General features: G+C 66.2%; 16 protein-coding genes. 7 read left to right on the top strand and 9 right to left on the bottom strand.

Annotated elements, in window-relative coordinates; genetic code table 11:
- The first annotated feature begins 385 nt into the window (after positions 1-385).
- From L5014_RS18745 to L5014_RS18760, 4 genes are all read left to right on the top strand, one after another.
- Positions 386-2,797 (top strand): VTT domain-containing protein, encoded by a 2,412-nt coding sequence (locus L5014_RS18745; protein WP_420800095.1) that lies wholly within the window; start codon positions 386-388, stop codon positions 2,795-2,797.
- Positions 2,794-3,693 carry an endonuclease/exonuclease/phosphatase family protein gene (locus L5014_RS18750; protein ID WP_238465239.1) on the top strand — a complete coding sequence of 300 codons (900 nt, stop codon included), beginning with the start codon at positions 2,794-2,796 and terminating at the stop codon, positions 3,691-3,693. The genes L5014_RS18745 and L5014_RS18750 overlap by 4 nt, the downstream gene beginning before the upstream one ends.
- 131 nt (positions 3,694-3,824) lie before the next feature.
- Complete coding sequence (locus tag L5014_RS18755; protein ID WP_238465240.1) at positions 3,825-5,768, top strand: aconitate hydratase; 1,944 nt, start codon at positions 3,825-3,827, stop codon at positions 5,766-5,768.
- A gap of 20 nt (positions 5,769-5,788) precedes the next feature.
- Entirely contained in the window at positions 5,789-7,117 is a 1,329-nt protein-coding gene (locus tag L5014_RS18760; protein WP_238465241.1) for a cation:proton antiporter domain-containing protein, read from the top strand.
- A 62-nt stretch (positions 7,118-7,179) separates the two neighbouring features.
- Here L5014_RS18760 and L5014_RS18765 read toward each other — a convergent pair whose 3' ends face one another.
- The 4 genes from L5014_RS18765 to L5014_RS18780 form a co-directional block, all read right to left on the bottom strand.
- Positions 7,180-7,569 carry a BON domain-containing protein gene (locus L5014_RS18765; protein WP_238465242.1) on the bottom strand — a complete coding sequence of 130 codons (390 nt, stop codon included), beginning with the start codon at positions 7,567-7,569 and terminating at the stop codon, positions 7,180-7,182.
- 714 nt (positions 7,570-8,283) lie between these two features.
- Entirely contained in the window at positions 8,284-8,970 is a 687-nt protein-coding gene (locus L5014_RS18770; protein ID WP_420800096.1) for a PqiC family protein, read from the bottom strand.
- A 5-nt stretch (positions 8,971-8,975) separates the two neighbouring features.
- Positions 8,976-10,283: an MlaD family protein gene (locus L5014_RS18775; protein ID WP_238465243.1), complete on the bottom strand. Its 1,308-nt coding sequence runs from the start codon at positions 10,281-10,283 to the stop codon at positions 8,976-8,978.
- Positions 10,280-11,485 carry a paraquat-inducible protein A gene (locus L5014_RS18780; protein WP_238465244.1) on the bottom strand — a complete coding sequence of 402 codons (1,206 nt, stop codon included), beginning with the start codon at positions 11,483-11,485 and terminating at the stop codon, positions 10,280-10,282. Before L5014_RS18780 ends, L5014_RS18775 begins: the two co-directional genes overlap by 4 nt.
- A 401-nt stretch (positions 11,486-11,886) precedes the next feature.
- On the opposite strand from L5014_RS18780, the gene L5014_RS18785 reads away from it, so the two are divergent.
- Entirely contained in the window at positions 11,887-14,328 is a 2,442-nt protein-coding gene (locus tag L5014_RS18785) for a PAS domain S-box protein (protein ID WP_238465245.1), read from the top strand.
- Positions 14,329-15,086: 758 nt separating this feature from the next.
- Here L5014_RS18785 and L5014_RS18790 read toward each other — a convergent pair.
- The 5 genes from L5014_RS18790 to L5014_RS18810 form a co-directional block, all read right to left on the bottom strand.
- Complete coding sequence (locus tag L5014_RS18790) at positions 15,087-16,058, bottom strand: cation diffusion facilitator family transporter (protein ID WP_238465246.1); 972 nt, start codon at positions 16,056-16,058, stop codon at positions 15,087-15,089.
- A gap of 107 nt (positions 16,059-16,165) precedes the next feature.
- A complete protein-coding gene (locus L5014_RS18795; protein WP_238465247.1) occupies positions 16,166-16,549 on the bottom strand; it encodes a DUF3175 domain-containing protein in 384 nt (127 codons plus the stop codon).
- Between the two features lie 171 nt (positions 16,550-16,720).
- The gene (locus L5014_RS18800; protein WP_238465248.1) at positions 16,721-17,494 is read right to left on the bottom strand and encodes a slipin family protein; all 774 of its coding nucleotides are present in this window, start codon (positions 17,492-17,494) and stop codon (positions 16,721-16,723) included.
- On the bottom strand, positions 17,491-19,242 hold the full coding sequence (locus tag L5014_RS18805; RefSeq protein WP_238465249.1) for an NfeD family protein: 1,752 nt from the start codon (positions 19,240-19,242) through the stop codon (positions 17,491-17,493). Before L5014_RS18805 ends, L5014_RS18800 begins: the two co-directional genes overlap by 4 nt.
- A 178-nt stretch (positions 19,243-19,420) precedes the next feature.
- Positions 19,421-20,368, bottom strand: a complete 948-nt coding sequence (locus L5014_RS18810; protein ID WP_238465250.1) for a LysR substrate-binding domain-containing protein — start codon at positions 20,366-20,368, stop codon at positions 19,421-19,423.
- A 169-nt stretch (positions 20,369-20,537) separates the two neighbouring features.
- Between L5014_RS18810 and L5014_RS18815 the strand changes: the two genes are divergently transcribed.
- Both L5014_RS18815 and L5014_RS18820 read left to right on the top strand, forming a co-directional pair.
- A complete protein-coding gene (locus L5014_RS18815) occupies positions 20,538-21,689 on the top strand; it encodes an aromatic ring-hydroxylating dioxygenase subunit alpha (RefSeq protein WP_238465251.1) in 1,152 nt (383 codons plus the stop codon).
- Position 21,690: 1 nt separating this feature from the next.
- Entirely contained in the window at positions 21,691-22,887 is a 1,197-nt protein-coding gene (locus L5014_RS18820; protein WP_238465252.1) for a 2Fe-2S iron-sulfur cluster-binding protein, read from the top strand.
- Positions 22,888-22,924 lie beyond the last annotated feature (37 nt).

Consider the following 22,924-nt stretch of genomic DNA (forward strand, 5'->3'; position numbering starts at 1 on the left):
TGAGCCCTTTGTCACTAACATTGAAGATGCGAGGTGACGGATGCCCCGGAACCACTTCGATAATGGGCAAGTGGTGTACTGCGTCACACTAGCGGTTTGAGCCGCTTTCTTTTGCCTACTTTTCTTTGCGGCTGCAAAGAAAAGTAGGTGCCGCCCCGCACAGGGGCAACGCTGGCAGACCGACACGAAAACAAGGAAACGCGAAGGAAACGCGAAGCAAACGCGAAGGAGAGCCAAGGAAACCCCACCAATAGGCTCCGGCACGCGCGTTGCGCACTCCCCACTACGCCAAACACAATCCAGGAGGCAACGGCTATGCCCCGGCTATGCCCCCTCATTCCGAGGGCAGTCCGCATCGACAGCAACGCCGGGCACCGCTTCATCAATGTGGGGAAATCAGATTCCGGACCATGAACGGGCTTGCGGGGTCTCGCCCCTGAGCGGCGACGCCACGCGTGGCGCGTTCGCCGTATCGCCCGATATGTCGCCCGACACCGATGCGCCTCATCTGCAGGTCCTGCATGCCGGCGAGACGTGTCGCTCGATTTGCCACGCGGCGCGCTTGCGGCTGCTCGTCGACGCCGCCGATTATTTCGCCGCCGTGCGCTCGGCCATCGTGCGGGCGCGCCACAGTGTGACCATCGTCGGGTGGGACATCGACAGCCGCCTCGAACTGGTGCCCGGCGGCGCCGGCGACGGCTATCCGCAGCCGCTCGGCGATTTTCTGGCCGCTGTCGCCGCCGCGCGCCCGGCCTTGCGCGTGCGCATTCTCGCGTGGGACTTCGCCATGCTCTACGCGCTGGAGCGCGAATGGCTGCCCGCGTTCAAGCTCGGCTGGCGCAGCGGCAGGCGCATGCACTTCCGGCTCGACGGGCAGCACCCGCCAGGCGCTTCGCATCATCAAAAGCTCGTGGTCGTGGACGATCGGCTCGCCTTCGTGGGCGGGATCGATCTCACGCGCTCGCGCTGGGATACGTCCGCGCATGCGCCGCACGATCCGCGGCGCCGCAACGGGACGCGTCAGCCCTATGCTCCGAGCCATGACGTGCAGGTCATGTTCGACGGCGACGCCGCGCGCGCCGTGGGCGCGCTCGCGGCCGAGCGCTGGCGCCAGGCGCAGGTGGTCGGGCGCCACGCCGCCGCGCAGGACATCGACGATCTGCAAGACACCTCGCTTGCGGACGCTGCCGCAGCACGCGCGCAGCACGGATCAGGCGCGCAGGACAACGCGAGCGTTCCGAACCACGGGGGCAACCCGAGCAACCCGAGCGACTCGAACAACCAGGACGACCCGAGCAACCAGGACGACCCGAACAACCAGGACGACCCCAGCGACCAGGCTCTCTGGCCGCCGGCTTTTGCGCCGGACATCGAGGACGTCTGGCTCGGCATCGCGCTCACCTGCGCGCCGCACACGTGCCGCACGGGTTGCCAGCAGATTCATGCGCTCTACCGGGCGGCGATTGGGGCGTCGCGCAAGACGATCTATATCGAGAACCAGTACTTCACGGCGAGCGCGCTGGCCGACGCGCTGCAAGCGCGGCTCGCGCGGCCCGATGCGCCGACGGTGGCCGCCGTGCTGCCCCGCGAGCAGACGGGCTGGCTTCAGTCCGCGACCATGGGGACGCTGCGCGCGCGCCTGTACCGGCGCTTGCGCGAGTCCGATAGCCTGGGCCGGTTGCAACTCTACGCGCCGTGGATCGAAGGGCTCGGCGACGCCTTCATCAACGTGCACAGCAAGCTGATGATCGTCGACGACGAATTGCTCGTGATCGGCAGCGCCAATTTCAACAACCGCTCGATGGTGCTCGACACCGAATGCGATGTCGCGCTCGAGGCGGCGGGCGATGCGCGTGTGCGCCGGGCCATCGCGGCGATGCGCAACGGCCTGCTCGCCGAGCACCTCGGCGTGACGCGCGCGCAGGTGGAAGCCGCGTTCGAGCGCTTCGACGGCGATATTCACCGCGTGATCGCGAGCCTCGGCGGCGGGGCGCGCACTTTGAGCACGCTTGAGCCGAGCGTGTCGCCCGGCCTTGAGCAGTGGGTGCCGGAGAGCGCCGTGGTCGACCCCGAGCGGCCCGCCGTGCCCGATGAAGTGGTGCGCCAGTTCGTGCCGGGGCGCGGCGGCCGTCCGGTCACGGCGCGTCTGCTGCTGCTCGGCCTGTGCGCGCTCTTCGCGGTGGCGATGACGTTGGCCTGGCATTACACGCCGCTCGCGCAGTTCGTGAGCCTTACGCGCGTGGGCGAGGCGGCGCGCGCGCTCGCGGCGACGCGTTTCGGTCCCGTGCTCGTGGTGGGCGCGTATGCGCTGGCGGCGATTGCCTCGGTGCCGGTCACGGTGCTGATCGTCTGCGCGGGGCTCTTGTTCGGTGCGCTGGCGGGCAGTCTCTATGCGCTGGCGGGCTCGCTTCTTGCCGCGCTCGTGAGCTATGCCATCGGCCGCTGGGCCGGGCGCGAAGCCGTGCGGCGGCGCGCGGGTTCGCGGCTGAACCGGCTCTCGAAGCGGCTCGGGCGCCAGGGGCTCGCCGCCGTGGTCGTGCTGCGCCTGCTGCCGCTCGCGCCGTTCGTGCTCGTCAATCTCGCGGCCGGCGCTTCGCATATCGCGCTGCGCGACTATCTGCTCGGCACGCTCATCGGCATGGGGCCGGGCATCGTGCTGGGAACCGCTTTCGCGCAACAGCTCGCCGCCGCGGTGCGCCATCCCGCGCCGGGCTCGGTCGCGATGCTGGTCGCCATCGGCGTTGCGCTCGTGGGGTTTTCGGTCGCGCTGAAACGCTTTCTGGGAGGGCGCCAATGAGGTCCGTGAATGACACCGCACGCGACATCGCAAGCAACACCGCAAGCAACATCGCAAGCGACACCACACGTGACCCGTCGATTCCCGCCACTGCGCGCGCCGCTGTGCGGGCCAAGGCGGCCGCGCCCGATGCTGCGGCCGCGCCGCTGCGCCTCGTCACCTGGAACATTCACGGCGCGGTGGGCACCGACCGCGTGCGCGCGCCCGAGCGCATCGCGCGCGTGCTCCAGGAGATCGACGCCGACGTGGCCGCGCTCCAGGAGGTGCCGCTCGGAGGCGCGACCTCCGCCGCGTCCTCGCCGGTGCTCGCGGCCTTGAGCGAAGCCACGGGTGCCCAGGCCGTGGCCGGCCCGACGCTCGACACGCCCTCGCGGCGCTTCGGCAACGCGGTGCTCACGCACTGGCCGATCACGGAGACCCGCACGCTCGATCTCTCGTTCGGCCGCCGCGAGCCGCGCGGCGCGCTCGACGTGGACATCCTCGTGGACGGCGAGCCGCTGCGGGTGGTGGCGACGCATCTCGGCCTGGGCCTGCGCGAGCGCAGCGCGCAGATCGCGCAACTGCTGGCCGCGTTCGACCGGCCGGGGCTGCCGGTGATTCTGGCGGGCGACATCAACGAATGGCTGCTGTGGCGGCGCGCCTTTCGCATGCTCACCGAGCATTTCCGCGCCGCGCCCGCGCCGGCCACCTTCCACACGCGCTGGCCGCTGCTCGCGCTCGATCGCATCTGGATGCACCCGGTGGCGCGGCTCGTGAGCGTGCGCGCGTATCGCGACGGCGAAGCGCGCGTGGCATCCGATCATCTGCCGCTCGTGGCGGAAATCGCGGCAGCGACGCACGCCGTCGAGGCGGCGCAGGGGGAGGCGATGGCCGATGAGGCGCAGGTAAGCGGCTGAGGGCGGCTGAGGGCGGCGGGGGCGGCTGGGGGCGACTGAGGGCGTCTACGAGACAGGCACGCGCGATGCGTGCGCTGTTGCATTCGACGAACGCACCACTCAACGCACCACTCAAGTTTCGGGGAAGCACCATGGATCTCAATGTCGCTCAGAAACTCATTGAAGCTCACCTCGTGCACGGCCGGATGCAGGCCGGCGAGGAAATCGGCATTTCGGTCGACCAGACCCTGACCCAGGACGCCACCGGCACGCTCGTGATGCTGGAGCTGGAAGCCATGGGGCTCGACTATGCGCGCACCAAGCTGAGCGTTCAGTATGTCGATCACAACCTGATCCAGGAGGACTACCGCAACGCGGACGATCATCTGTTCCTGCGCAGCGCCGCCCAGCGCTTCGGCCTCTGGTATTCGCGGCCGGGCAACGGCGTGAGCCATCCGTGTCATCAGGAGAATTTCGGCAAGCCCGGCTGCACGCTGCTGGGTTCGGACAGCCACACGTGCGCGGCGGGCGCCATCGGCATGCTGGCGATTGGCGCGGGCGGCCTGGAAGTGGCGCAGGCCATTGCGGGCGAACCGTTTTTCACGCGCATGCCCGAGATCTGGGGCGTGCGGCTCACCGGCAGCCTGCCCGACTGGGTGAGCGCCAAGGACGTGATCCTGGAGATGCTGCGCCGCCATGGCGTGGACGGCGGCACGTGCCGGATCATCGAATACCACGGGCCGGGCCTCGACGGCTTGAGCGCGATGGACCGTCATGTCATCGCCAACATGGGCGCGGAACTGGGCGCGACCGCCAGCGTCTTTCCGTCCGACCGCGAAACCCGGCGCTTCCTGCATGCATGGCAGCGCGAGAGCGACTGGCGCGAACTACTCGCGGATCCGCACGCTTCCTATGACATCGAAGAGGAAATCGATCTCGCGTCGCTCGAACCGCTGATCGCGCTGCCTTCGAGCCCCGGCAACGTTCGCGCCGTGTGGCAGGTGTCGGGCGAGCCCGTGCACCAGTGCTATATCGGCTCGTCGGCGAACCCCGGCTACCGCGATTTCGCCGTGGCGGCCGCCATCATGGACGACAAGGTCGTGCATCCGCGCGTGTCGTTCGACATCAATCCCACCTCGCGCGCGCAACTCGAATTGCTGACCCGCGAGGGCTGCGTGCTCGAACTGCTGCGCGCGGGCGCGCGCCTGCATCAGGCCGGCTGCAACGGCTGCATCGGCATGGGCCAGGCGCCCGCCACCGACACGTTTTCGCTGCGCACGGTGCCGCGCAACTTCCCGGGCCGCTCGGGCACGCCCGAAGACAAGGTCTGCCTCGTGAGCCCCGAGACCGCGGCCGCTTCGGCGCTCACGGGCCAGATCACCGACCCGCGCACGCTGGAGATGACCTATCCGCGCATTGCCGACCCCGATGCGCCAATCGTCAACCGCGCGCTGTTCGAAAAACCGCTCGCGCGCGGCGAAGCGGCCACGGTCGCGCTGCACAAGGGCCCCAACATCGCGAGCCTGCCGGAGTTCGACGCGCTGCCCGACGCGTTCGATCTGCCCGTGCTCCTGAAGATGGGCGACAACGTATCGACCGACGAGATCCTGCCCGCGGGCGCGCGCGTGCTGCCGTTTCGCAGCAATATTCCGAGGATTGCGGAGTTCGCATTCGAGCGCATCGACGACGCCTATGCACAGCGCGCGCACGACACCGGCGACCATTGCGTGGTGGGCGGGAGCAACTACGGGCAAGGATCGAGCCGCGAGCACGCGGCGCTGGCGCCACGCTTTCTCGGCCTGCGCATGGTGATCGCGAAGCGCTTCGCGCGCATTCATGCGCAGAATCTCGTGAACTTCGGGGTTCTCGCGCTGACTTTCGCCGATGGCGGCGATTACGACGCGATCGAGTCCGGCGACGTGCTGCACGTCGAGGACATTCACGCGGCGCTCTCGTCGGGCAGTCCGTTGATCGTCAGGATCGCTGCGAAAAATCGCCAGATCGAAGTTCGCCATGCGATGACGCCGCGGCAGGTCGACTATCTGCTGCATGGCGGCGCGCTCAACTGGACGAAAGCGCGGCTGCACGCGGCGTGAAGCGCGAGGCCAGGCCCTGAATGGTGGAAGAAGCACTGTGGTTTTTGGTTGTCGGCGTGCTGTTGATGTTCGTGGCGCTGGCGCGCGGGCCGATCGCACGGCTGCCGCTCACGGGCGCGATGATCTATCTGGCGGTGGGCGTGGTCGTCGGACCGGGCGGCCTTGGCCTCGTGCATGCCGATCTCGCGCAGGGCGTGCGCACGCTCGTCGTGATCGCCGAGGCCGGGCTCGTCATCTCGCTGTTCTCGGTGGGCATGCACCTGCGGGTGCCATTGCGCGACCGCCTCTGGCGTTTGCCGCTGCGCCTCGGCGTGCCGGCCATGGCGCTCACCGTCGCGCTGATGTTCGCGTTTGCCTGGGCGAGCGGCTTGCCGCCCGGCGTCGCGCTGTTTCTTGCGGCGGCGCTCGCGCCCACCGATCCGGTGCTCGCCAACGAACTGCGCGTGCACGAAGCCGGCGACGCCGAACCCGTGCGCTTCGCGCTCTCGGGCGAAGGCGGCCTGAACGACGGCGCGGCGCTGCCGTTCGCCATGCTCGGCCTTGCGCTGTGCGGCGTGCGCGTGAGCGGCATGCAAAGCGTGGCGGCGTTTGCAGGGTCGCTCGCGTGGGGCGTGGCGGGCGCCGTGCTGACCGGCGTGGCGTTCGCCATGCTCTGCGTGCGGCTGGTGTTGCATTTGCGCACGCGCTACGGCGAGGCGGTGGGGCTCGACGGCTTTATCGCGATCGGCCTCATGTCGGTGGTCTATGGCGTGGCGCTGCTCGTGCATGCCTATGCCTTCGTGGCGGTGTTCGCCGCGGGCGTCGCGCTGCGCCACGAGGAATTGCGCGCGACGGGCGCGCAACGCCCGGCCGAGGCGCTCGGCAACGTGCAGCATGGCGAGCGCACTGAAGTCGCGAAAGATCCGCAGCGCGCGCATGCATGGCTCGCGCAGGGCATTACCGACTTCACGCTGGAAATCGAGCGGTTCGCCGAGTTTTCCGTCTTGCTGATTATCGGCTGCGTGGTCTCCGCGCATTGGCGCGAGATGCTGGAACCGCATGCCGTGCTCTATGCGCTGGTGCTCGTGTTTCTCGTGCGGCCCGTGGCCGTGCTCGCGGCCATGACCGGAGCACGCGCGGATGGGCAACAGCGCCGCCTCATGGCATGGATGGGCATACGCGGCGTGGGCGCGTTTTACTACGCGCTGTGGGGGATCGATCAGGCGGGCGAGACGCTGCGCGCGGTGCTGCCCGCCGCGCTCGACGCGATCGTGATTTCCGTGGTGCTGCACGGCTCGACGGCGGGGTATGTGCTGGGGCGTTATCTGCGTGAAAAGCAGAGCGCGCAAGGGGCTGCGCACGCGCGCTGATGGTGCGTATTCAGGCGCTTTTGGGGTGCTTTTCAGCGTTTTCGTGCGCTCGCTGCTTGCCGTTAGTGCGAGGGCTTGCCGACCTGGAGCGCGTTGGTGACCGATGTCACGCCGTCCATCTCCTGCACGACGCTGGCGGCGCGGCGCTTCTGTGCATCGTCGGCTACTGTGCCCGTGAGGGTCACGACGCCGCGATTCGTGGTGATTTGCACGTCGTTTGAGTTCAAACCGTCGGTGCCGAGCAATGCGGCTCGCGCGCGCGCCGTGATGATCGTGTCGCTTGCGTTGGTGCCGGCGGATGGGGCGCCGGCGACCAGGCCGTGTGGTGGTGGGACGTTCGGGTGGGGTGTTCCTGGGCTGGACTGGGCCAGGGCGATTGCGCTTGCGAGCAAGAGGCTCGTGCATGTGGCTGTGACCGCGTAGCGCGGATATCTTGAGATGTAATGTTGCATGTCGGGCTCCTGATTAAAGGGGCGTGTGGTAAGCGCGCATTGGGCGTGCCTTGGGGTGGGTTTTTTTTTGCGCTCGGTGTTGCTTGTAGCGATTACGTGTAGTGCCTGGTTTATTTTTTTCGCGTTTCCTTGTATTCGCGGTGGTCTGCAAGCGTTGCCCCTGTGCGGGGCGGCACCTACTTTTCTTTGCAGCGGCAAAGAAAAGTAGGCAAAAGAAAGCCGCTCAAACCGCTAGTGTGACGCCGTCCACCTCTTGCCCGTGATCGGAGCGGTTCCGGAGCGTCTGCCACCACGCGCCATACAACGGAGTGACTAAGGGCTCATTCCTCCGGCGGCGCTTCGCGCGCTGTGGGGCATAATCCAAAACAATCAGGATGCCTGTGCATCGACGCAGTGCATGCGCATTCGAGTGCCCTGGCAGAACCCTTGGTTTCCCTTGCATACCCTCCCGCTGCGCGCGTAGCGAGCAGCGGGATGCATGAGTCCTTTGTCACTCAGTTTGAAGGTGCGAGGTGACGGATGCTCCGGAACCACTTCGCTTAACGGCAAGAGGTGTACTGCGTCACACTGGCGGTGTGAGCCGCTTTCTTTTGCCTACTTTTCTTTGCGGCTGCAAAGAAAAGTAGGTGCCGCCCCGCACAGGGGCAACACTAATAGACCGACATGAAAACAAGGAAATGCCAACACCCAACGATCCACACCAAAAAACCAACTTCAATACACCGACACCACGATCCGATCAGCCAGCATCCCGAGAATACGGCTCAGCGCGGCGGCCTGCGCCACTGCATCATTACCTGCGATTGGCGTTTCGAGCTTCACCTGTCGCATCAGCGTGGCACTCCCACTTTGCTTCCGATCCAGCACACTCCACGCCGCCTCCAACTTCAATGTCGCGCCCGCATTAGCCTGGGCGCTCAACACTGTGACGATCAGCGTGCGCGTGCCGGCCGGAGCTGGCGCATCCGGAAACACAAACGCACCGGCTGGCAAGCGCATCACGAGGTCTTCGGCGAGCGTGCGCCGTATCATCCTGGCAAGCGGCGCACCCCAGCGGACGTTGTCGTCGATCGTCAGCCGATTGGGCGCGACCTGCGTCACCACTTCGGGTCGATCGAGCTCGGCGGGAATGTGAACCGCCGTCAGTTGCAGCGGCGATATCGTGCGCATGCCGCCAGCCACTTCACCAGGCACTTCACCAGGCGCCGCGCTCAGCGTGACATAACGCGTTGGCGGGCTATGCCCACAGCCCGCAAGCACAAGCATAACCACGAGCATCGCGCTCACCGACGCCGCAGCAACGGCCGCAGCAACGGCGGCAGCCACGTCCGCAGCCACGTCCGCAACAACGGCCACCACGCCGTCCGCGCGTCCCGCCGCTCTCACGAAGCCGCGCATCATGACCGCTACTCCTCGCGCCGGCCACGCACCAGCGCTTCGGGATGACGGTCGAGATAGTCGGCCAGCGCCCGCACCGATCGCGCCGTGTCGGTCAGCTCGCGCAAGGCCGCGGGCAGATCGTCCTGGCTCGATGCATCGCCGCCGAGCGTGCGGTTCGCGGCGGCGACGGTGCTGTCGGCCGCATTCGCGGTCTCGCGCAATTGCGCTACCAGCGGTCCGATCTGCGGCGATACCTGCTGTAGCGTGCGGTCGATCTGCGCCACCGAGCGGTCGATGTGCGTGAGGCTTTCGCGAATTTGCGGCGAGCCGCTCAAGGCATCGATGTGCGCCGCGATGCTACGCACCTGGTCGCCGGTTTCCTTGATCGGCAGCGCGTCGATCTTCGTGATCACGTCGTTGGCCTTCGCCGTGATGCTGTCGAGGTCCGGCGACGCCACGTCCGGAATCACGGGCACGCCGTTTTCGGCCGTGAGCGTGGCGGCGGGCGCGCCGTTCGTGCCGTTCCCGCCGTTCACGATGTCGAGTTCGACCTTGCGCGGCCCGACGAGCGGCGGGTCCTGCGCGAGACGCGCGCGCAAGCCTTGGGCGACGAGGCGCTTGAGCATGCTGTCGACAATCGGCCGCCAGTCGCCGTTGGCAGGTGCTTTGACGCCCACAATGCCCAGTTGCGATGGGTCGAGCTCGATTTGCACGAGCGTGCCCAGCGTGCCCGTTCGAGCGTCGTAGTTCAGGCGCACGCCAGTGACCGTGCCCACGCGAAAGCCCCGCAATTGCACGTCCGCGCCACTTTTTAGCTCGCCGGCGGCGCCCGCAAAGCGCACGGCATAGCTCACCATCGGTCCGTGCAGCGGCGCCAGCGCAGGCCGGCGGTCGCCGCCGTCGAAGTGTGTGGCGGGTTTGCCGGAGCCGGGCTCCATGACGATTTCGGGTCCGGCTAGCAGTGCCTTCATCGACGAGGGGTCGCTCAGATCCACCTGGGCGCCGCGCAGAAAGAACTGCGTGCCGGCGCGCAAATACTGCTTGTCCGTGCGGTCGATTTCGAGTTTCGCTTCCACGCGCCGTCCATCGGGCGTGAGCGCCACGCTGGAGACTTCGCCTATCTTCACGCCGCGCAGCGTGACGATTGTGTCGTCGGCCTTCATGCCATACGCGTTGTCGAACGTGACGATGACGGTTTCCCCCTGGTGCACGAGCGCCCGTATGCCGAGCCACCCCGTTACCGCGAGCGCCGCGATTGGCACCGCCCAGATCCAGCCCGGCCAGGCGCTGCGCCGGACTTCGGCCTGGGTGCGATGCGCTCGCGCGCCCGTCATGACCGGCTCCGGCTATGCACGTCCCACATCATGCGCGGGTCGAACGCGTGCGATGCCGCCATCGTCAGCACCACGGCCAGCGCGAATGCCGTCGCGCCAATCGCGGGCCGTGCCCACGCCATGCCGTCGAAGCGGATCAGCGGCACGAAGGCGGCAATCGTGAAGACGTCGACGTTCGACCAGCGGCCCAGTTCGTCGATCCAGCGATACAGATGCGCTTTCGTCCGCAGATGCCGGCGCGAGCGCCGCCGCACGGAAACGATGAACCAGCCCATGCCGATGACCTTGGCCACCGGAATGATGATGCTCGTGCAAATGATCAGGATGCCGAACGGCCAGAGGCCCGAGTCGAAGAGCTGATAGACGCCGTCGACGATCCGGTGGGCGCCGTGCTGGCCGAGTTGCAGCGATACCGTCATCGGATAGAGGTTGGCCGGCACTGTGAGCACGAGCGCCGCGAGCGACAGGGCCGCCGCGCGCACGACGGCGTCGGGTTTGCGCTTGTGCAGCTTCAGTCCGCAGCGCGGGCACGGCTGGTTTTCGTGCGTGACGGGCATGACCAGATCGCAGACCGTGCACGACAGGGCACGCTCGCCCGCGCGCAGCGTGTGTTCCGCGCCGAGCGCGCGCCAGAGCGTGCGGCGATCGAGCGTGGCGCGCGTGAGCATCGACATCAACGCCGCGACGATGAAGCAGTAGCCGCCCGCGCCGATTGTGCCGGTGAGGTTTTGCGTCACGCGCGCATAGCCGACGAAGCAGCCCACGAGATACACATCGGGCATGGACCACGCGTCGAGCCGGATCGTCCAGCGCAACAGCCGCCCCATGCCCCTGAAGCGCCAGCCGAAGCGTACCGCGGCCAGCACGAGCGCGAGGCCGCCGAAGCGCACGAAGGGCAGGACGATGCCGAACGCGCCGAGCAGCAGGGCCAGCATGAGCCAGCCGTCGCGCCATATCGACACGATTCCGGAAGCGAGGAGCGATGAGCGCTCCGCGCCCAGCATATGAACCGTCATCAGCGGCGCGAGATTGGCCGGAAACAGCAGAACAAACGTGGTGGCCGCGCAGGCGAGGGCCGCGTCCACGCTGCGGCCGCTGCGCCGCTCGAGCGGATAGCGGCAGATGCGGCAGCGCGCGACGCTGCGCGGCGCGAGCGGCGCAATGTCCTGGAGTGCCCCGCACTCGGGGCAGCCGATCGTCATGCGATTTCGTCCTTTGGCGGTGGCGCTTCAAGCTCATGCCCGCGTCGAGACCGGCGTGGCTTCGCGGTTTCACTCGTCCGAGCAACGAGTGTGCCCGCGTGGCACAATGCCCAACGTACACAGGAGCCGTTCAATTGGGCGGTACAGCGGGTTGTACAGTGGGTTTTATAGCGGGTCGCACAGCGGGTCGCACAGCGGGTCGCACAGCGGGTCGCACAGCGGGTCGCACAGCGCGCGCGGAATGCGCCGCTTTCGGCATGCGCGGAATGGCGCTTGCGCTCGAACCTCCTATGGCACGCGTGCCGGTCGTCGGCCGGACGACACCCCATCGTGGATCACCCTCGCCGGATCCGCCAACGGCGCGAATCGCACGGTGAATGAAGGCGATCAAGGAGAATCGCATGAACCAAGCATGGCCCGAGCGCGAAAACTGCTGGGAGAGGGCACTGGTCGCGAGCGTTTCCGAGTATGCGATTTTTCGCTTGACGAAGACCGGCGAAGTGGCGAGCTGGAATGCTGGCGCTGAGCGTATCAAGGGCTACGACGCAGCCGACATTATCGGGCAGCACTTTTCGGTCTTTTATCCGCGCGAAGATCGTGAGGCCGGCGTGCCCGCAGCGGCGTTGCGAAAGGCCCGCGAGACGGGCCAGTTCGAGGCTGAGGCATGGCGCTTGCGCAAGGACGGCACGCGTTTTTGGGCCAGCATACTCATTACGCCGCTGCGCGACCCGGACGGCACGCTTACCGGATACGCCAAGATCGTGCGCGACGTGACCGACAAACGGCTCGCCTACGACGCGCTCAAGGAAAGCGAGCGCAAGTTCCGGCTGCTCGTGCAGGGCGTCACCGACTATTCGATCTTCATGCTTTCGCCCGAAGGCAACGTGACGAACTGGAATACGGGCGCGGCACGTATCAAGGGATACCAGGCGAGCGAGGTCATCGGTACGCATTTTCGGCGCTTCTATACGCTTGAAGACATCGAGCAGGGCCTGCCGGAACGCAGTCTGGAGATCGCCGCGCAGGAGGGGCGCTTCGAGACCGAGGGCTGGCGCGTACGCAAGGACGGTAGCCGCTTCTGGGCCAATGTCGTGATCGACGCGATTCGCGACGAGCACGGCAAGCTGGTGGGCTACGCGAAGATCACGCGCGACGTCACCGAGCGCAAGGCGGCTCAGGAGCAGCTCGAACATGCGCGCGCCGCGCTGCTGCAAGCGCAAAAAATGGAAGCGATCGGCAAGCTCACCGGGGGTGTCGCGCATAATTTCAACAACGTCCTGCAAGTGTTGCGCGGCAACCTCGAACTGCTCGAACGGCGTCACGGGCACGATCCCGCCTCGCGCGAGCGTCTGTCCAAAGCCATCGGCGCCGTGGAGCACGGCGCGAATCTCGCTTCGCAACTGCTCGCATTTGGCCGCCGCCAGGCACTGCAGCCTCGCGTGGTGAACCTCGCGAACATGCTGCGCAATATGGAGGACATGCTGCGGCGCGCATTGGGGGAACTGACCGAAGTGGAGACCACCGTCGCCGACGATCTCTGGAATACGCTCGTGGACCCCAATCAACTGGAGACGGTCGTCCTCAATCTCGCCATCAACGGGCGCGACGCCATGCCCGAAGGCGGGAAACTTACGCTGGAACTTACTAACGTCACGCTCGATGGTGAGGGCGGCCCCGTTGCGACCGACGTCGCAGCAGGGCACTACGTGATGCTCGCAGTGAGCGATACGGGCACGGGCATGGACCCCGAGGTGCTCGAACGTGCGTTCGAACCGTACTTCAGCACCAAACCCGAGGGCGAGGGCACGGGCCTCGGCTTGAGCATGGCTTACGGCGTCATCAAGCAAAGCGGCGGCGACATGCGCATTTACAGCGAGCCGGGGCACGGAACGACCGTCAAGGTGTGGCTGCCGAGGTCGACGCAGCGCGTCGTCGAACTGGAGCCGGCGCAGCCTTTGCGAATCGCGGGCGGCACGGAAACCATTCTCGTGGTCGAAGACGACAGCTACGTACAGGCAGCCGTGGTCGAAACGCTCGACGAACTGGGCTACACCGTGCTCAAGGCGGACGATGCGCAAAGCGCCATGGCCATCGTGAGAAGCGGCGTGAAGATCGACCTGCTCTTTTCCGATGTCGTCATGCCGGGCCCCCTGAGCAGCACGCAACTGGCGAGCATGGCGTCGCACGCGGTGCCGGGCCTCAAGGTGCTGTTCACGTCCGGGTACGCGCAAAGCGCCATCGTCCATAGCGGACGGCTGGACGAGGGCGTGCATCTGTTGAGCAAGCCGTATAGCCGCGCGCAGCTCGCGGGCAAGGTCCGTTATGTGCTCGGTTTGGCGGCTGCGAATCAGGCTGCGAGTCAAGCCTCGGCCCAAGCTGCGACCCAAGCCGGGGATCAATCTGCGAATCAGTCCACGAGTCAAGCCGGGACCCACGCCGCCGGCGAGCAGCCGGATGCTTGCGCTGGAGTGCAGGCGCGGCCGACCCTCCTCGTGGTCGACGACGAATCCGCGTCTCGCGAAGCCGTGTGCGAGCTGCTCGCGGAAATGGGCTACGACGTGCGGCAGGCAGGCGACGAGCAAGAGGCGATGCGCGAATTGGAGGACGATGCGGTGCAGGTGCTTATTGCCGATATCGCCTTGCGAGGGGGCTCGGGAATCGATCTCGCGAAAGCCGCGCTGCGGCTGCATCCGCGGCTGAATGTGATATTCGCTTCGGGGAATGAGGCGCCGCCGGCCGAGGAAACCGGGCTTCAATGCGCTGCCCTGCGAAAGCCGTTTACTGCTGGGCAGCTTAGCGCGCTGATTGAAAGCGTCTGCGGTTCTGCGCTCAAGGCGGGATGAAGGGGGATTGAGGGCGGGCCGAGTGTGCCCGTTCATGTCTGGCTGCTTTTACAATCGAATATGGGTTTTCTGGTTTGGTGGCTGTGTCGTGGTTCCTGGTTTTTCGCGTTTCCTTGTATTCGCGGTGGTCTATTAGTGTTGCCCCTGTGCGGGGCGGCACCTACTTTTCTTTGCAGCCGCAAAGAAAAGTAGGCAAAAGAAAGCGGCTCAAACCGCCAGTGTGACGCAGTACACCTCTTGCCGTTAATCGAAGTGGTTCCGGGGCATCCGTCACCTCGCACCTTTAAACTGAGTGACAAAGGACTCATGCATCCCGCTGCTCGCTACGCGCGCAGCGGTCGGGTCTGCATGGGAAACCAAGGGTTCTGCCTGGGCACTCGAAGGCGCATGCACTGCGTCAATGCACAGGCATCCTGATTGTTTGGAGTTATGCCCCACGGCGCGCGTAGCGCCGCCGGAGGAATGAGCCCTTAGTCACTCTGTTGTACGGCGCGTGGTGACAGACGCTCCGGAACCGCTCCGATGATGGGCAAGAGGTGTACTGCGTAACACTAGCGGTGTGAGCGGCTTTCTTTTGCCTACTTTTCTTTGCCGCTGCAAAGAAAAGTAGGTGCCGCCCCGCACAGGGGCAACGCTAATAGACCGACACGAATACAAGGAAACGCGACAATAGCCACCGCGACAATAGCCACCGCGAAAAAGCCACCACGCCTACAAGGAACCGCGAAAAAACCATCCCCACGAAATACAGGCTGCCCCTACGCCGGATGCTCGCCAAGCTCACTCAATTCAGGCTCGAAAAAAATCCAGCGCGCGGCAGGAAAAGTCTCCTGCAAGCCATTCTCGATGCGATCAATGGTGCGCACGAGATCATCAGCACTGCCGTGTGCAACGAGTCGCGCCTGCACGGCGATCACAAAGCTATCCGACCAGCGCAGCACAACCAGACTCACAATATGCTCGATTTCGGGACACTTTTCGAGCCACCGGCGTATCGCCTCGCGATCGCGAAGGCGCGCAGCCTCGCCGACGATCAGCGACTTGATCTCCCGTAACGACACCATGGCCGTCGCCATCATCACGATGCCCACGCCGATGCTGCCGAGCGCATCGAACACCGTCTGGCCGGTGAGCGCCGCAAGGCCAATGCCGACGAACGAGATCAGCACGCCCGCGAGCGCGGCGGCGTCCTCGCCAATCGAAAGCATCACTTCGAGCTGGCCGGTCTCGTGAAACCAGCGCCATAGCCCGGACGTGCGTCGTTTCCTGTCGATCGAGCGAATCGTGGCCCGCAAGGCGCTGCCCTCGACCACGGCCGACATCGCCAGCACGCCGATGGCGACCAGCGCGTGTTCGAGGCCGGCGGGCCGCCATAGCCGCCAGACGCCGATGCCCACGGAACCGAGTCCGCCGACGATAAAGAATTGCAGCGCGACGAGCATCGCGTAGAAGTGCGTTTCGCGTCCGAAACCCAATGGGTGCAGATCGTCCGGGGCGTTCACGGCCGCGCGCCGGCCGCGGATCAGCAAGACCTGATTCACACAATCCGCGCTGGAGTGGACGGCTTCGGCAAGGGTCGCGCCCGAGTTGGTCCAGGCCGCGGCGGCGAATTTGCTGAGCGCGACGACGACGTTCGAAGCGAGTGCGTAGTAGACCGCGCGGGGGACCGAGCCGGACGCAGGGCGATGCGCTGCCCCAGGATGTTCGCCGCGTCTCTCTGGCCCTGACATGGCAAGAACCTCGTTGACACCCTATGCGAGGCGAAGGCGCAAGCGTTGAGCCTGGGGTTGAGCCTGGCGTTGATCCCGTGTTGAGCCTGCGGTTGAGCCCGCGCCGCTCAGGGTTTGCGGCCGAACGCCTCGCGCAGCTTTCCCTTCGCTTTTTGAAGCGTGTCCCGGCGCGACTTCGGCAGATTGCGGCCGGCGCGATTGATATAGAAGTTCAGCATGGACATGGCCGATTGAAATGGCGTGCCTTTGCGCCGGCGGCTGCGCAGTGCCGATTCCTTCAGCGAGAGCGCAATCGCTTCGGCGCTGCTGGATTTGAATATGCCCGATTCGAGATCCAGAACGTCGCTCGAATCGGTCACCTGTTGTGACCAGCGTTTCGTGGCGCCGTTCGTATCTTGCGCGCGCGCCTTTGCGGAACTGGCCTGCGCATGGCGCTGCCGCGCCGGGCGGCCGCCTTTGCGCCGCGTGGAAGGGTGATCTGCTTTCTTCATGAGTCGACCTGATCTAAACGTTCAGCGCGATCGCATGGGTTGCTATGGGTCGCTGATGAAGCAGGAGGCAAATCTCATGCCGCGACGCCCGCCGCCGCGCGCGTTGCTTTGTATTGCCTAGCTTCGCTTGCCTTCCCTAAGCAGCAAGGGACGGACCGCCCATGCGAGCGTTCAAGGCTCGCGCGGCGCGTTGAGGCGTTCCACCAGCGCGCTGAGCAGATCGATCGGCAGCGGGAACACGATGGTCGAGTTTTTGTCGGCGGCGATGGTGGTGAGCGTCTGCAGATAGCGCAGTTGCATGGCCTGCGGCTGCTGCGCGAGACGCTGCGCCGCTTGCAGCAGTTTTTCGGATGCCTGCAGTTCGCCTTCCGCATGGATTACTTTGGCGCGGCGCTCGCGCTCCGCTTCGGCCTGGCGCGCAATGGCGCGGATCATCGTCTCGTTCAGGTCCACGTGCTTGATCTCGACCGTGGAGACCTTGATGCCCCATGCGTCGGTCTGCGAATCGAGCGTCTTCTGGATATCGGCGTTCAACTGGTCGCGCTCCGCGAGCAGCGTGTCCAGTTCATGCTTGCCGAGCACCGCGCGCAGTGTCGTTTGCGCGAGCTGACTGGTGGCCTCGAAGAATTTCGCGACCTGAATCACGGCCTTTTCCGGATCGACCACGCGGAAGTAGACCACCGCGTTGACTTTCACGGAGACGTTGTCGCGCGTGATCACGTCCTGCGAGGGCACGTCGAACACGACCGTGCGCAGGTCGATGCGCACCACCTGCTGCACGACGGGAATGATGAGCACGAGTCCCGGCCCCTTGACCTTCCAGAAGCGGCCGAGCATGAACACCACGCCGCGCTCGTACTCCCTGAAGATGCGAATGGCCGAGACGACGAGCAGAATGGCCAGCACGATCAAAAGACTCGTGAAGCCGAAGGTGTAGCCGATCATGGATGTCCTCCCTGATGTGCTTCGTGTGCGGGTTTCTCGTCCGCGCGCCCGCTTCGCCATCTGCCACGCTTGAGCGGCTGCGGCGGTGCGTCTTGCAGCGGCGTGACGGTCAGCATCAGACCGTTGCGAGCCGTCACGCGCACCTGGCTGCCCGCCGCGAGCGGCACCGCGCAGGCGACGCGCCAGCGCTCGCCATGCACGCGCGCCCAGCCCGAGGCCAAAGCGGCATGGCTGGCGGCGCCGGGCGACTGGGCGCGGGCCGCGTTGGTGTTGGCGTCGGCGTCGGCGTTGGTCTTGGCGTCGGCGTCGGCGTTGGTCTTGGCGTTGGCATCGGCATCGGCAGAGCGGCGATCGGGCTTCAGGCCGTCGTCCATGATTTCGCCGATCGCGCCGACCATGGCTTCCGATCCGGTCACGACGGGCCGCCGCCGCGCGCGCAGCGCCACGCTCGAGACGGCCGCGACGAACGCCGCGCCGCCTAGCGCGAGGCCCGCGATCAGCGGGATCGGAATGCCGTAGCCGGGCACGTCGGTGTTGATCAGCATGAGCGCGCCCACCGCGAACGCGACGATGCCGCCGAAGCCGAGCACGCCGAAGGTCGGCAGAAACGCCTCGGCAATCAGGCACGCGAGCCCCAGCATCACGAGCCCGAGCCCCGCGTAGTTGATGGGCAGGAGCTGCATCGCGAACAGGCCGATCAGCAGACAAATCCCGCCCGCCACGCCGGGCAGCACGAAGCCCGGATTCGCGAATTCGAAGAAGAGGCCGTAAATGCCGATCGTCAGCAGGATCAGGGCGACGTTGGGATCGGCGACGATGGAGAGGAAGTGATTGCGCCAATCGGGCACGACGTACACGAGCGGCGCGTGCGCGGTCGCGAGGCGCACCGTGCCGGCCTGGGTGGCGATCGCGCGGCCGTCGAGCTTGTGCGCGAGATCGACGGGATCTTCAGCGATGAGATCGATTACGTGCTGATCGAGCGCCTCGCTGGCGGACAGGCTCACCGCCTCGCGCACCGCGCGCTCCGCCCACGCGACGTTGCGCCCGCGCAGTTGCGCGAGGCTGCGAATATACGCGGTGGCGTCGTGCATGACCTTGCGGGCCTCGGTGGAGGCGTTGTCGTTGGCGTTGTTGGTTGCGTTGTCGTTGGCCTTGGTGCCGGAGGCCGCGCCCGGGATACCCGGATTACCGGGACTACCCGGCCCCCCGCCAATGCCGCCGCCGATCCCGAGCTGCACTGGCGAGGCGGCGCCCAGGTTGGTGCCGGGCGCCATGGCCGCGACGTGGCTTGCGTAGACGATATAGGTGCCCGCGCTCGCGGCGCGTGCGCCGCCCGGCGCGACGAACGCGGCCACCGGCACGGGCGAGCCGAGAATCGCCTTGATGATCTGGCGCATCGAGGTATCGAGGCCGCCCGGGGTGTCGAGCTGGAGAATCGCGAGCTGCGCGTGCTGCTGCGCCGCACGCTCGAGCGTGCGCACGATGAAATCGGCGCTGGCGGGGCCGATGGCGCCGCTGACGGTCATCACGACCACCGCGCCCCGCGCTGCCGCCGGGGCCGGCTGGGCTTGAGCCACGGCGCTCAGCGCTGCCACTGCCGCGCAAACGACCATCAGCGCCGCGAAGAGCGCGGCGCGCGCGATCCGCGCCGGTAGCGAGTGGCGGGGGTGGCGTGCGAGGCTCGGGTGGCGAGCATGGGGCGGAGGCGCGTCGTGCTCCGCCGCCCGGGTGGGGCGATGACCGCGCATCGGAACGTCCGGACGGGCAAAGGGCCCGATATGCCATTAAGAGTAGGTGGTTTTGGGGGAAAGCGCGAAGTGGGGGCTCAAGCAGGGCTCAAGCAGGGTTCAAGCAGGGTTCAAGCAGGGTTCAAGCAGGGTTCAAGCAGGGTTCAAGCAGGGGCTCAAGCGGGGCGCAAGCAGGGGCTCACGCAACCACGCGCAGCATGCTCTCGTTGCGTTGCTGCTGCTCTTTTCCCCGCGTGACGAGCCAGCGGTGAAAATTACGGCAATGGGGCGTGTCGAAGGCGTTCGGCTTCCACGTGAGGAAGTAGGGCGAAGGCAGCGAGAGCCCGACTGCGAAGGGCATGACGAGGCGGCCGGCGGCCAGGTCGTCGCTGATCATGGCGCCTTGCGCGAGCGTGAATCCATAGCCGTCGATGGCCGCCTGAATGGCCACGCTCGAAAGCGAGAACACGAGGCGGTTCTCGTCGAACTCGCCGCAATCGACCTCGTTGGCGACGAACCAGTCGCGCCACGACGGCGGCGATGCGAACTTCGGCAGCCAATCCACCGATATCAGCGGGTAGGCCAGCAGATCCGCCGGGGTCTCGAGCGGCGCGCCCGACGCCAGCAGGCCCGGACTGCACACGGGCACCACGCAATCGCGGAACAGCTCGACGGCGTTCTCGGCATTCACGACCCGCTCGCCGTAGCTGATGCGAAAGTCGATTTCATAACCGTCCGGCGACGGCTCCGTATGCGTGCCGTCCAGATACACACTGAGATCGGGGTGCTGGCGCTGCCATTCGAGCATGCGTGGTGCGAGCCACTTCGACAGCAGCGAAGGCAGGGCGCTGATGCTCAGATTGCGCGTGTTCTTCGCACGTTCTATTTCGGCGTGCGCCACGCGCAGGCTTTCGAATGCCGCCGCGCAACTCTCGTGGTACTGCCGCCCAATGGCGGTGAGGCGCAGCCGCTTGCCGTCCTTTTGCGTGAGACGCAGGCCCAGCGTGTCTTCAAGCAGCTTGATCTGCTGGCTGACCGCGCCGGCGGAAATGCCCAGGCGTCGCGCCGCTTCGGTGATGCCGCCGCAACGGCCGACTGCCTCGAAGACCTGCAGCGCGCGCAATGGAGGAAAGCTGTTCGTCGTCATTTCGTCATTTCGTCATTTCGTCATCGTCTGAAGCGTCGGGTGGGTGTTCACGTTTTAGAAACTCTAAACGAACGGTCAGGTTTTTACATCTATTCTTTTGTGTTTTGGCTTTTTATCCTTGGAAACGAGTTAGCGAAACCGAAACCGAAACCTGGAAAGAGGCAATGCAATGTTTCTAAGGAATGCGTGGTACGTCGCGGCATGGGATGCAGAAGTGACGCGCGAGCTGGCGCCCGTGACCCTGCTGGGCGAATCCGTCGTGCTGTATCGGCGCGAGGACGGCACGCCCGTCGCGCTCGAAAACGCCTGTCCGCATCGCAAGCTGCCGCTTTCGATGGGGCGGCTCGTCGGCGATCATGTCGAGTGCGGCTACCACGGCCTGACCTTCGATTGCGAGGGCGCTTGCGTGCGCGCGCCGGGCAGCCCGAGGATTCCGCACGGTGCGAAAGTGCGCAGCTACCCATTGGCCGAATGTTATGGGCTGCTCTGGATCTGGATGGGCGAGCCCGAAGCGGCCGATCCCGCGAAGATCGTGCAGATCGACGAATGGGGCAACCCGGCGTGGGGCATGAACCCCGGCGATGCGATGACGGTGGATTGCCACTACCTCTACGTCACCGACAATCTGCTGGACCCGTCGCACGTTGCGTGGGTGCATCGCTCTTCGTTCGGTAATGTGGCCTGCGAGGCCGAGCCGCTCAAGACGGAGGTGGCGGCGCACGGCGTGACGGTCTCGCGCTGGATGCGCGACGTGGAGGTGGCGCCGTTCTATGCGCAGTTCGTGCGCTTCGAAGGGCGTTGCGACCGTAAGCAGCATTACGAGGTGCGCTTTCCGTCCCACGCGATCATCAAGGCCGTTTTCACGCCGGCGGGCACGGGCGGCGACGACGCGCCGCCCCATGCCGATGTGTTCCTGATGAACTCCTATAACTTCATGACGCCGGTGGACGCCTCGCATACGCGCTACTACTGGTTCCAGACGCGAAACTTCGCGCCGGACGACGCGCAGGTGTCGCGCCAGTTCGACGAGGACGTGCGGCATGCGTTCGAGGAAGACCGCGCGGTGTTGACGGCCGTTCACGCGGGCATGCAGAACGCGCGCACGCCGAATATCGACCTCGCCATCGACGCGGGACCGCTGCGCTTTCGGCGCGCGCTCGGGCAGATGATCGAGCGCGAGCAGGAGGCCGCGAAACAAGCCGAAAAGCAGCTACAACCGCAACCGCAACCGCAACCGCAACCGCAGACGCAGACCGAAAAGCCGGAGCGGCCCGTGCTTGCGCCGATTCACAGGGTGAATCGCGAGCGTGTGGGGCCGTGACATGAGCGATGTCGTCAATAGGGAGGCGGGGGTATTGGAATTGCCTGGCCGCGCGCCCACGGGCTTTCGCCGCTTGCGCGTGAACGCACGCACGCGCGAAAGCGCCTCGATCGTTTCGTTCGAGCTTGTGCCTGCCGATGGCGAGGCCTTGCCGCCGTTCGTGGCGGGGCAGTTCGCGACACTGCGTTTGCCTCTGCCGTCCGGAGAGCGATTGCTGCGCACGTACAGCCTCTCGGGAGACCCCGCCGACGCCGCGCGCTGGCGGATCTCGGTCAAGCGCGAGCCGGCCCCGGCGGGGCGCGAGGACCTGGCGGCGGGACGCGGCTCGTCGTACCTGCACGATGCGGTGCAGGTCGGCGACGAACTCGAAGTGGCCGGACCGTCGGGCGCGTTCGTGTGCGGCGACGACACCACGCGGCCCGTCGTGCTGATGAGCGGCGGCGTGGGCCTGACGCCGCTCGTCAGCATGCTGCATCGCTTGCGGACGATGGAAGGGGCGCAGGACCGGCGCGTGTATTTCATTCACGGCTGCGAGAATGGCGCGGTGCACGCGTTCGGGCGCGAAGTGGCGGCGGTGGCGGCCGAGTGTGTGCACATCTGCTATCGGCAGCCATCCGCGCACGATCGCCTGGCGCGGGCCTTCGACAGCGAGGGGCTCATCGCGCGCGAAACATTGCAAGGCTTGCTGCCGCTCGACGACTACGAAGTGTATCTATGCGGACCGCCCGCATTCATGCAGGCGAACTGGCGGCTCCTGCGCGGCCTCGGTGTGGCGCGCGAGCGCATCCACTATGAATTCTTCGGCCCGGCCACCGTGCTGGAGGCCGACGCCGACCAGGAACCCGCGCGCGAAGCACCGTCCGAGCCAACCGAAAGCGATAAGGCCGAGCGCGAAATAGATGCGCACGCAACGACTGTGCGATTCCATCACCACGCGACACCCGTGGCCTGGGACGCCCGCTGCGAGTCGCTGCTCGAACTGGCGGAGCAGCATGGCTACGCGGTGCCGTTCAGTTGCCGCGTCGGCATTTGCAATACCTGCGTGACGCCGCTGGCGGAGGGCCAGGTCGAATACGCCACCGCGCCGCTCGACCCGCCTCCCGAGGGCGCGGTGGTGCTCTGTTGTGCGAAGCCTTTGGGCAACGTTACGCTGGCGTTGAGCGACGTGCCCGCGCACGCCTTTAAGGCGGCCGTTTGAAACGGCGCGGTTCACTGCCCACCCGACACATTTGATG

It is taken from the genome of Paraburkholderia tagetis, from assembly GCF_022213065.1.
GTDB lineage: Bacteria > Pseudomonadota > Gammaproteobacteria > Burkholderiales > Burkholderiaceae > Paraburkholderia > Paraburkholderia tagetis.

Bases quoted from the DNA above. Each gene is read 5' to 3' on its own strand.
- L5014_RS18800 (WP_238465248.1), bottom strand. From the start codon at position 17,494: ATGATCGGCTACACCTTCGGCTTCACGAGTCTTTTGATCGTGCTGGCC.
- L5014_RS18780 (WP_238465244.1), bottom strand. From the start codon at position 11,485: ATGACGATCGGCTGCCCCGAGTGCGGGGCACTCCAGGACATTGCGCCG.
- L5014_RS18765 (WP_238465242.1), bottom strand. From the start codon at position 7,569: ATGCAACATTACATCTCAAGATATCCGCGCTACGCGGTCACAGCCACA.
- L5014_RS18790 (WP_238465246.1), bottom strand. From the start codon at position 16,058: ATGTCAGGGCCAGAGAGACGCGGCGAACATCCTGGGGCAGCGCATCGC.
- L5014_RS18745 (WP_420800095.1), top strand. From the start codon at position 386: ATGTGGGGAAATCAGATTCCGGACCATGAACGGGCTTGCGGGGTCTCG.
- L5014_RS18795 (WP_238465247.1), bottom strand. From the start codon at position 16,549: ATGAAGAAAGCAGATCACCCTTCCACGCGGCGCAAAGGCGGCCGCCCG.
- L5014_RS18755 (WP_238465240.1), top strand. From the start codon at position 3,825: ATGGATCTCAATGTCGCTCAGAAACTCATTGAAGCTCACCTCGTGCAC.
- L5014_RS18785 (WP_238465245.1), top strand. From the start codon at position 11,887: ATGAACCAAGCATGGCCCGAGCGCGAAAACTGCTGGGAGAGGGCACTG.
- L5014_RS18750 (WP_238465239.1), top strand. From the start codon at position 2,794: ATGAGGTCCGTGAATGACACCGCACGCGACATCGCAAGCAACACCGCA.
- L5014_RS18815 (WP_238465251.1), top strand. From the start codon at position 20,538: ATGTTTCTAAGGAATGCGTGGTACGTCGCGGCATGGGATGCAGAAGTG.
- L5014_RS18770 (WP_420800096.1), bottom strand. From the start codon at position 8,970: ATGATGCGCGGCTTCGTGAGAGCGGCGGGACGCGCGGACGGCGTGGTG.
- L5014_RS18775 (WP_238465243.1), bottom strand. From the start codon at position 10,283: ATGACGGGCGCGCGAGCGCATCGCACCCAGGCCGAAGTCCGGCGCAGC.
- L5014_RS18760 (WP_238465241.1), top strand. From the start codon at position 5,789: ATGGTGGAAGAAGCACTGTGGTTTTTGGTTGTCGGCGTGCTGTTGATG.
- L5014_RS18805 (WP_238465249.1), bottom strand. From the start codon at position 19,242: ATGCGCGGTCATCGCCCCACCCGGGCGGCGGAGCACGACGCGCCTCCG.
- L5014_RS18810 (WP_238465250.1), bottom strand. From the start codon at position 20,368: ATGACGACGAACAGCTTTCCTCCATTGCGCGCGCTGCAGGTCTTCGAG.
- L5014_RS18820 (WP_238465252.1), top strand. From the start codon at position 21,691: ATGAGCGATGTCGTCAATAGGGAGGCGGGGGTATTGGAATTGCCTGGC.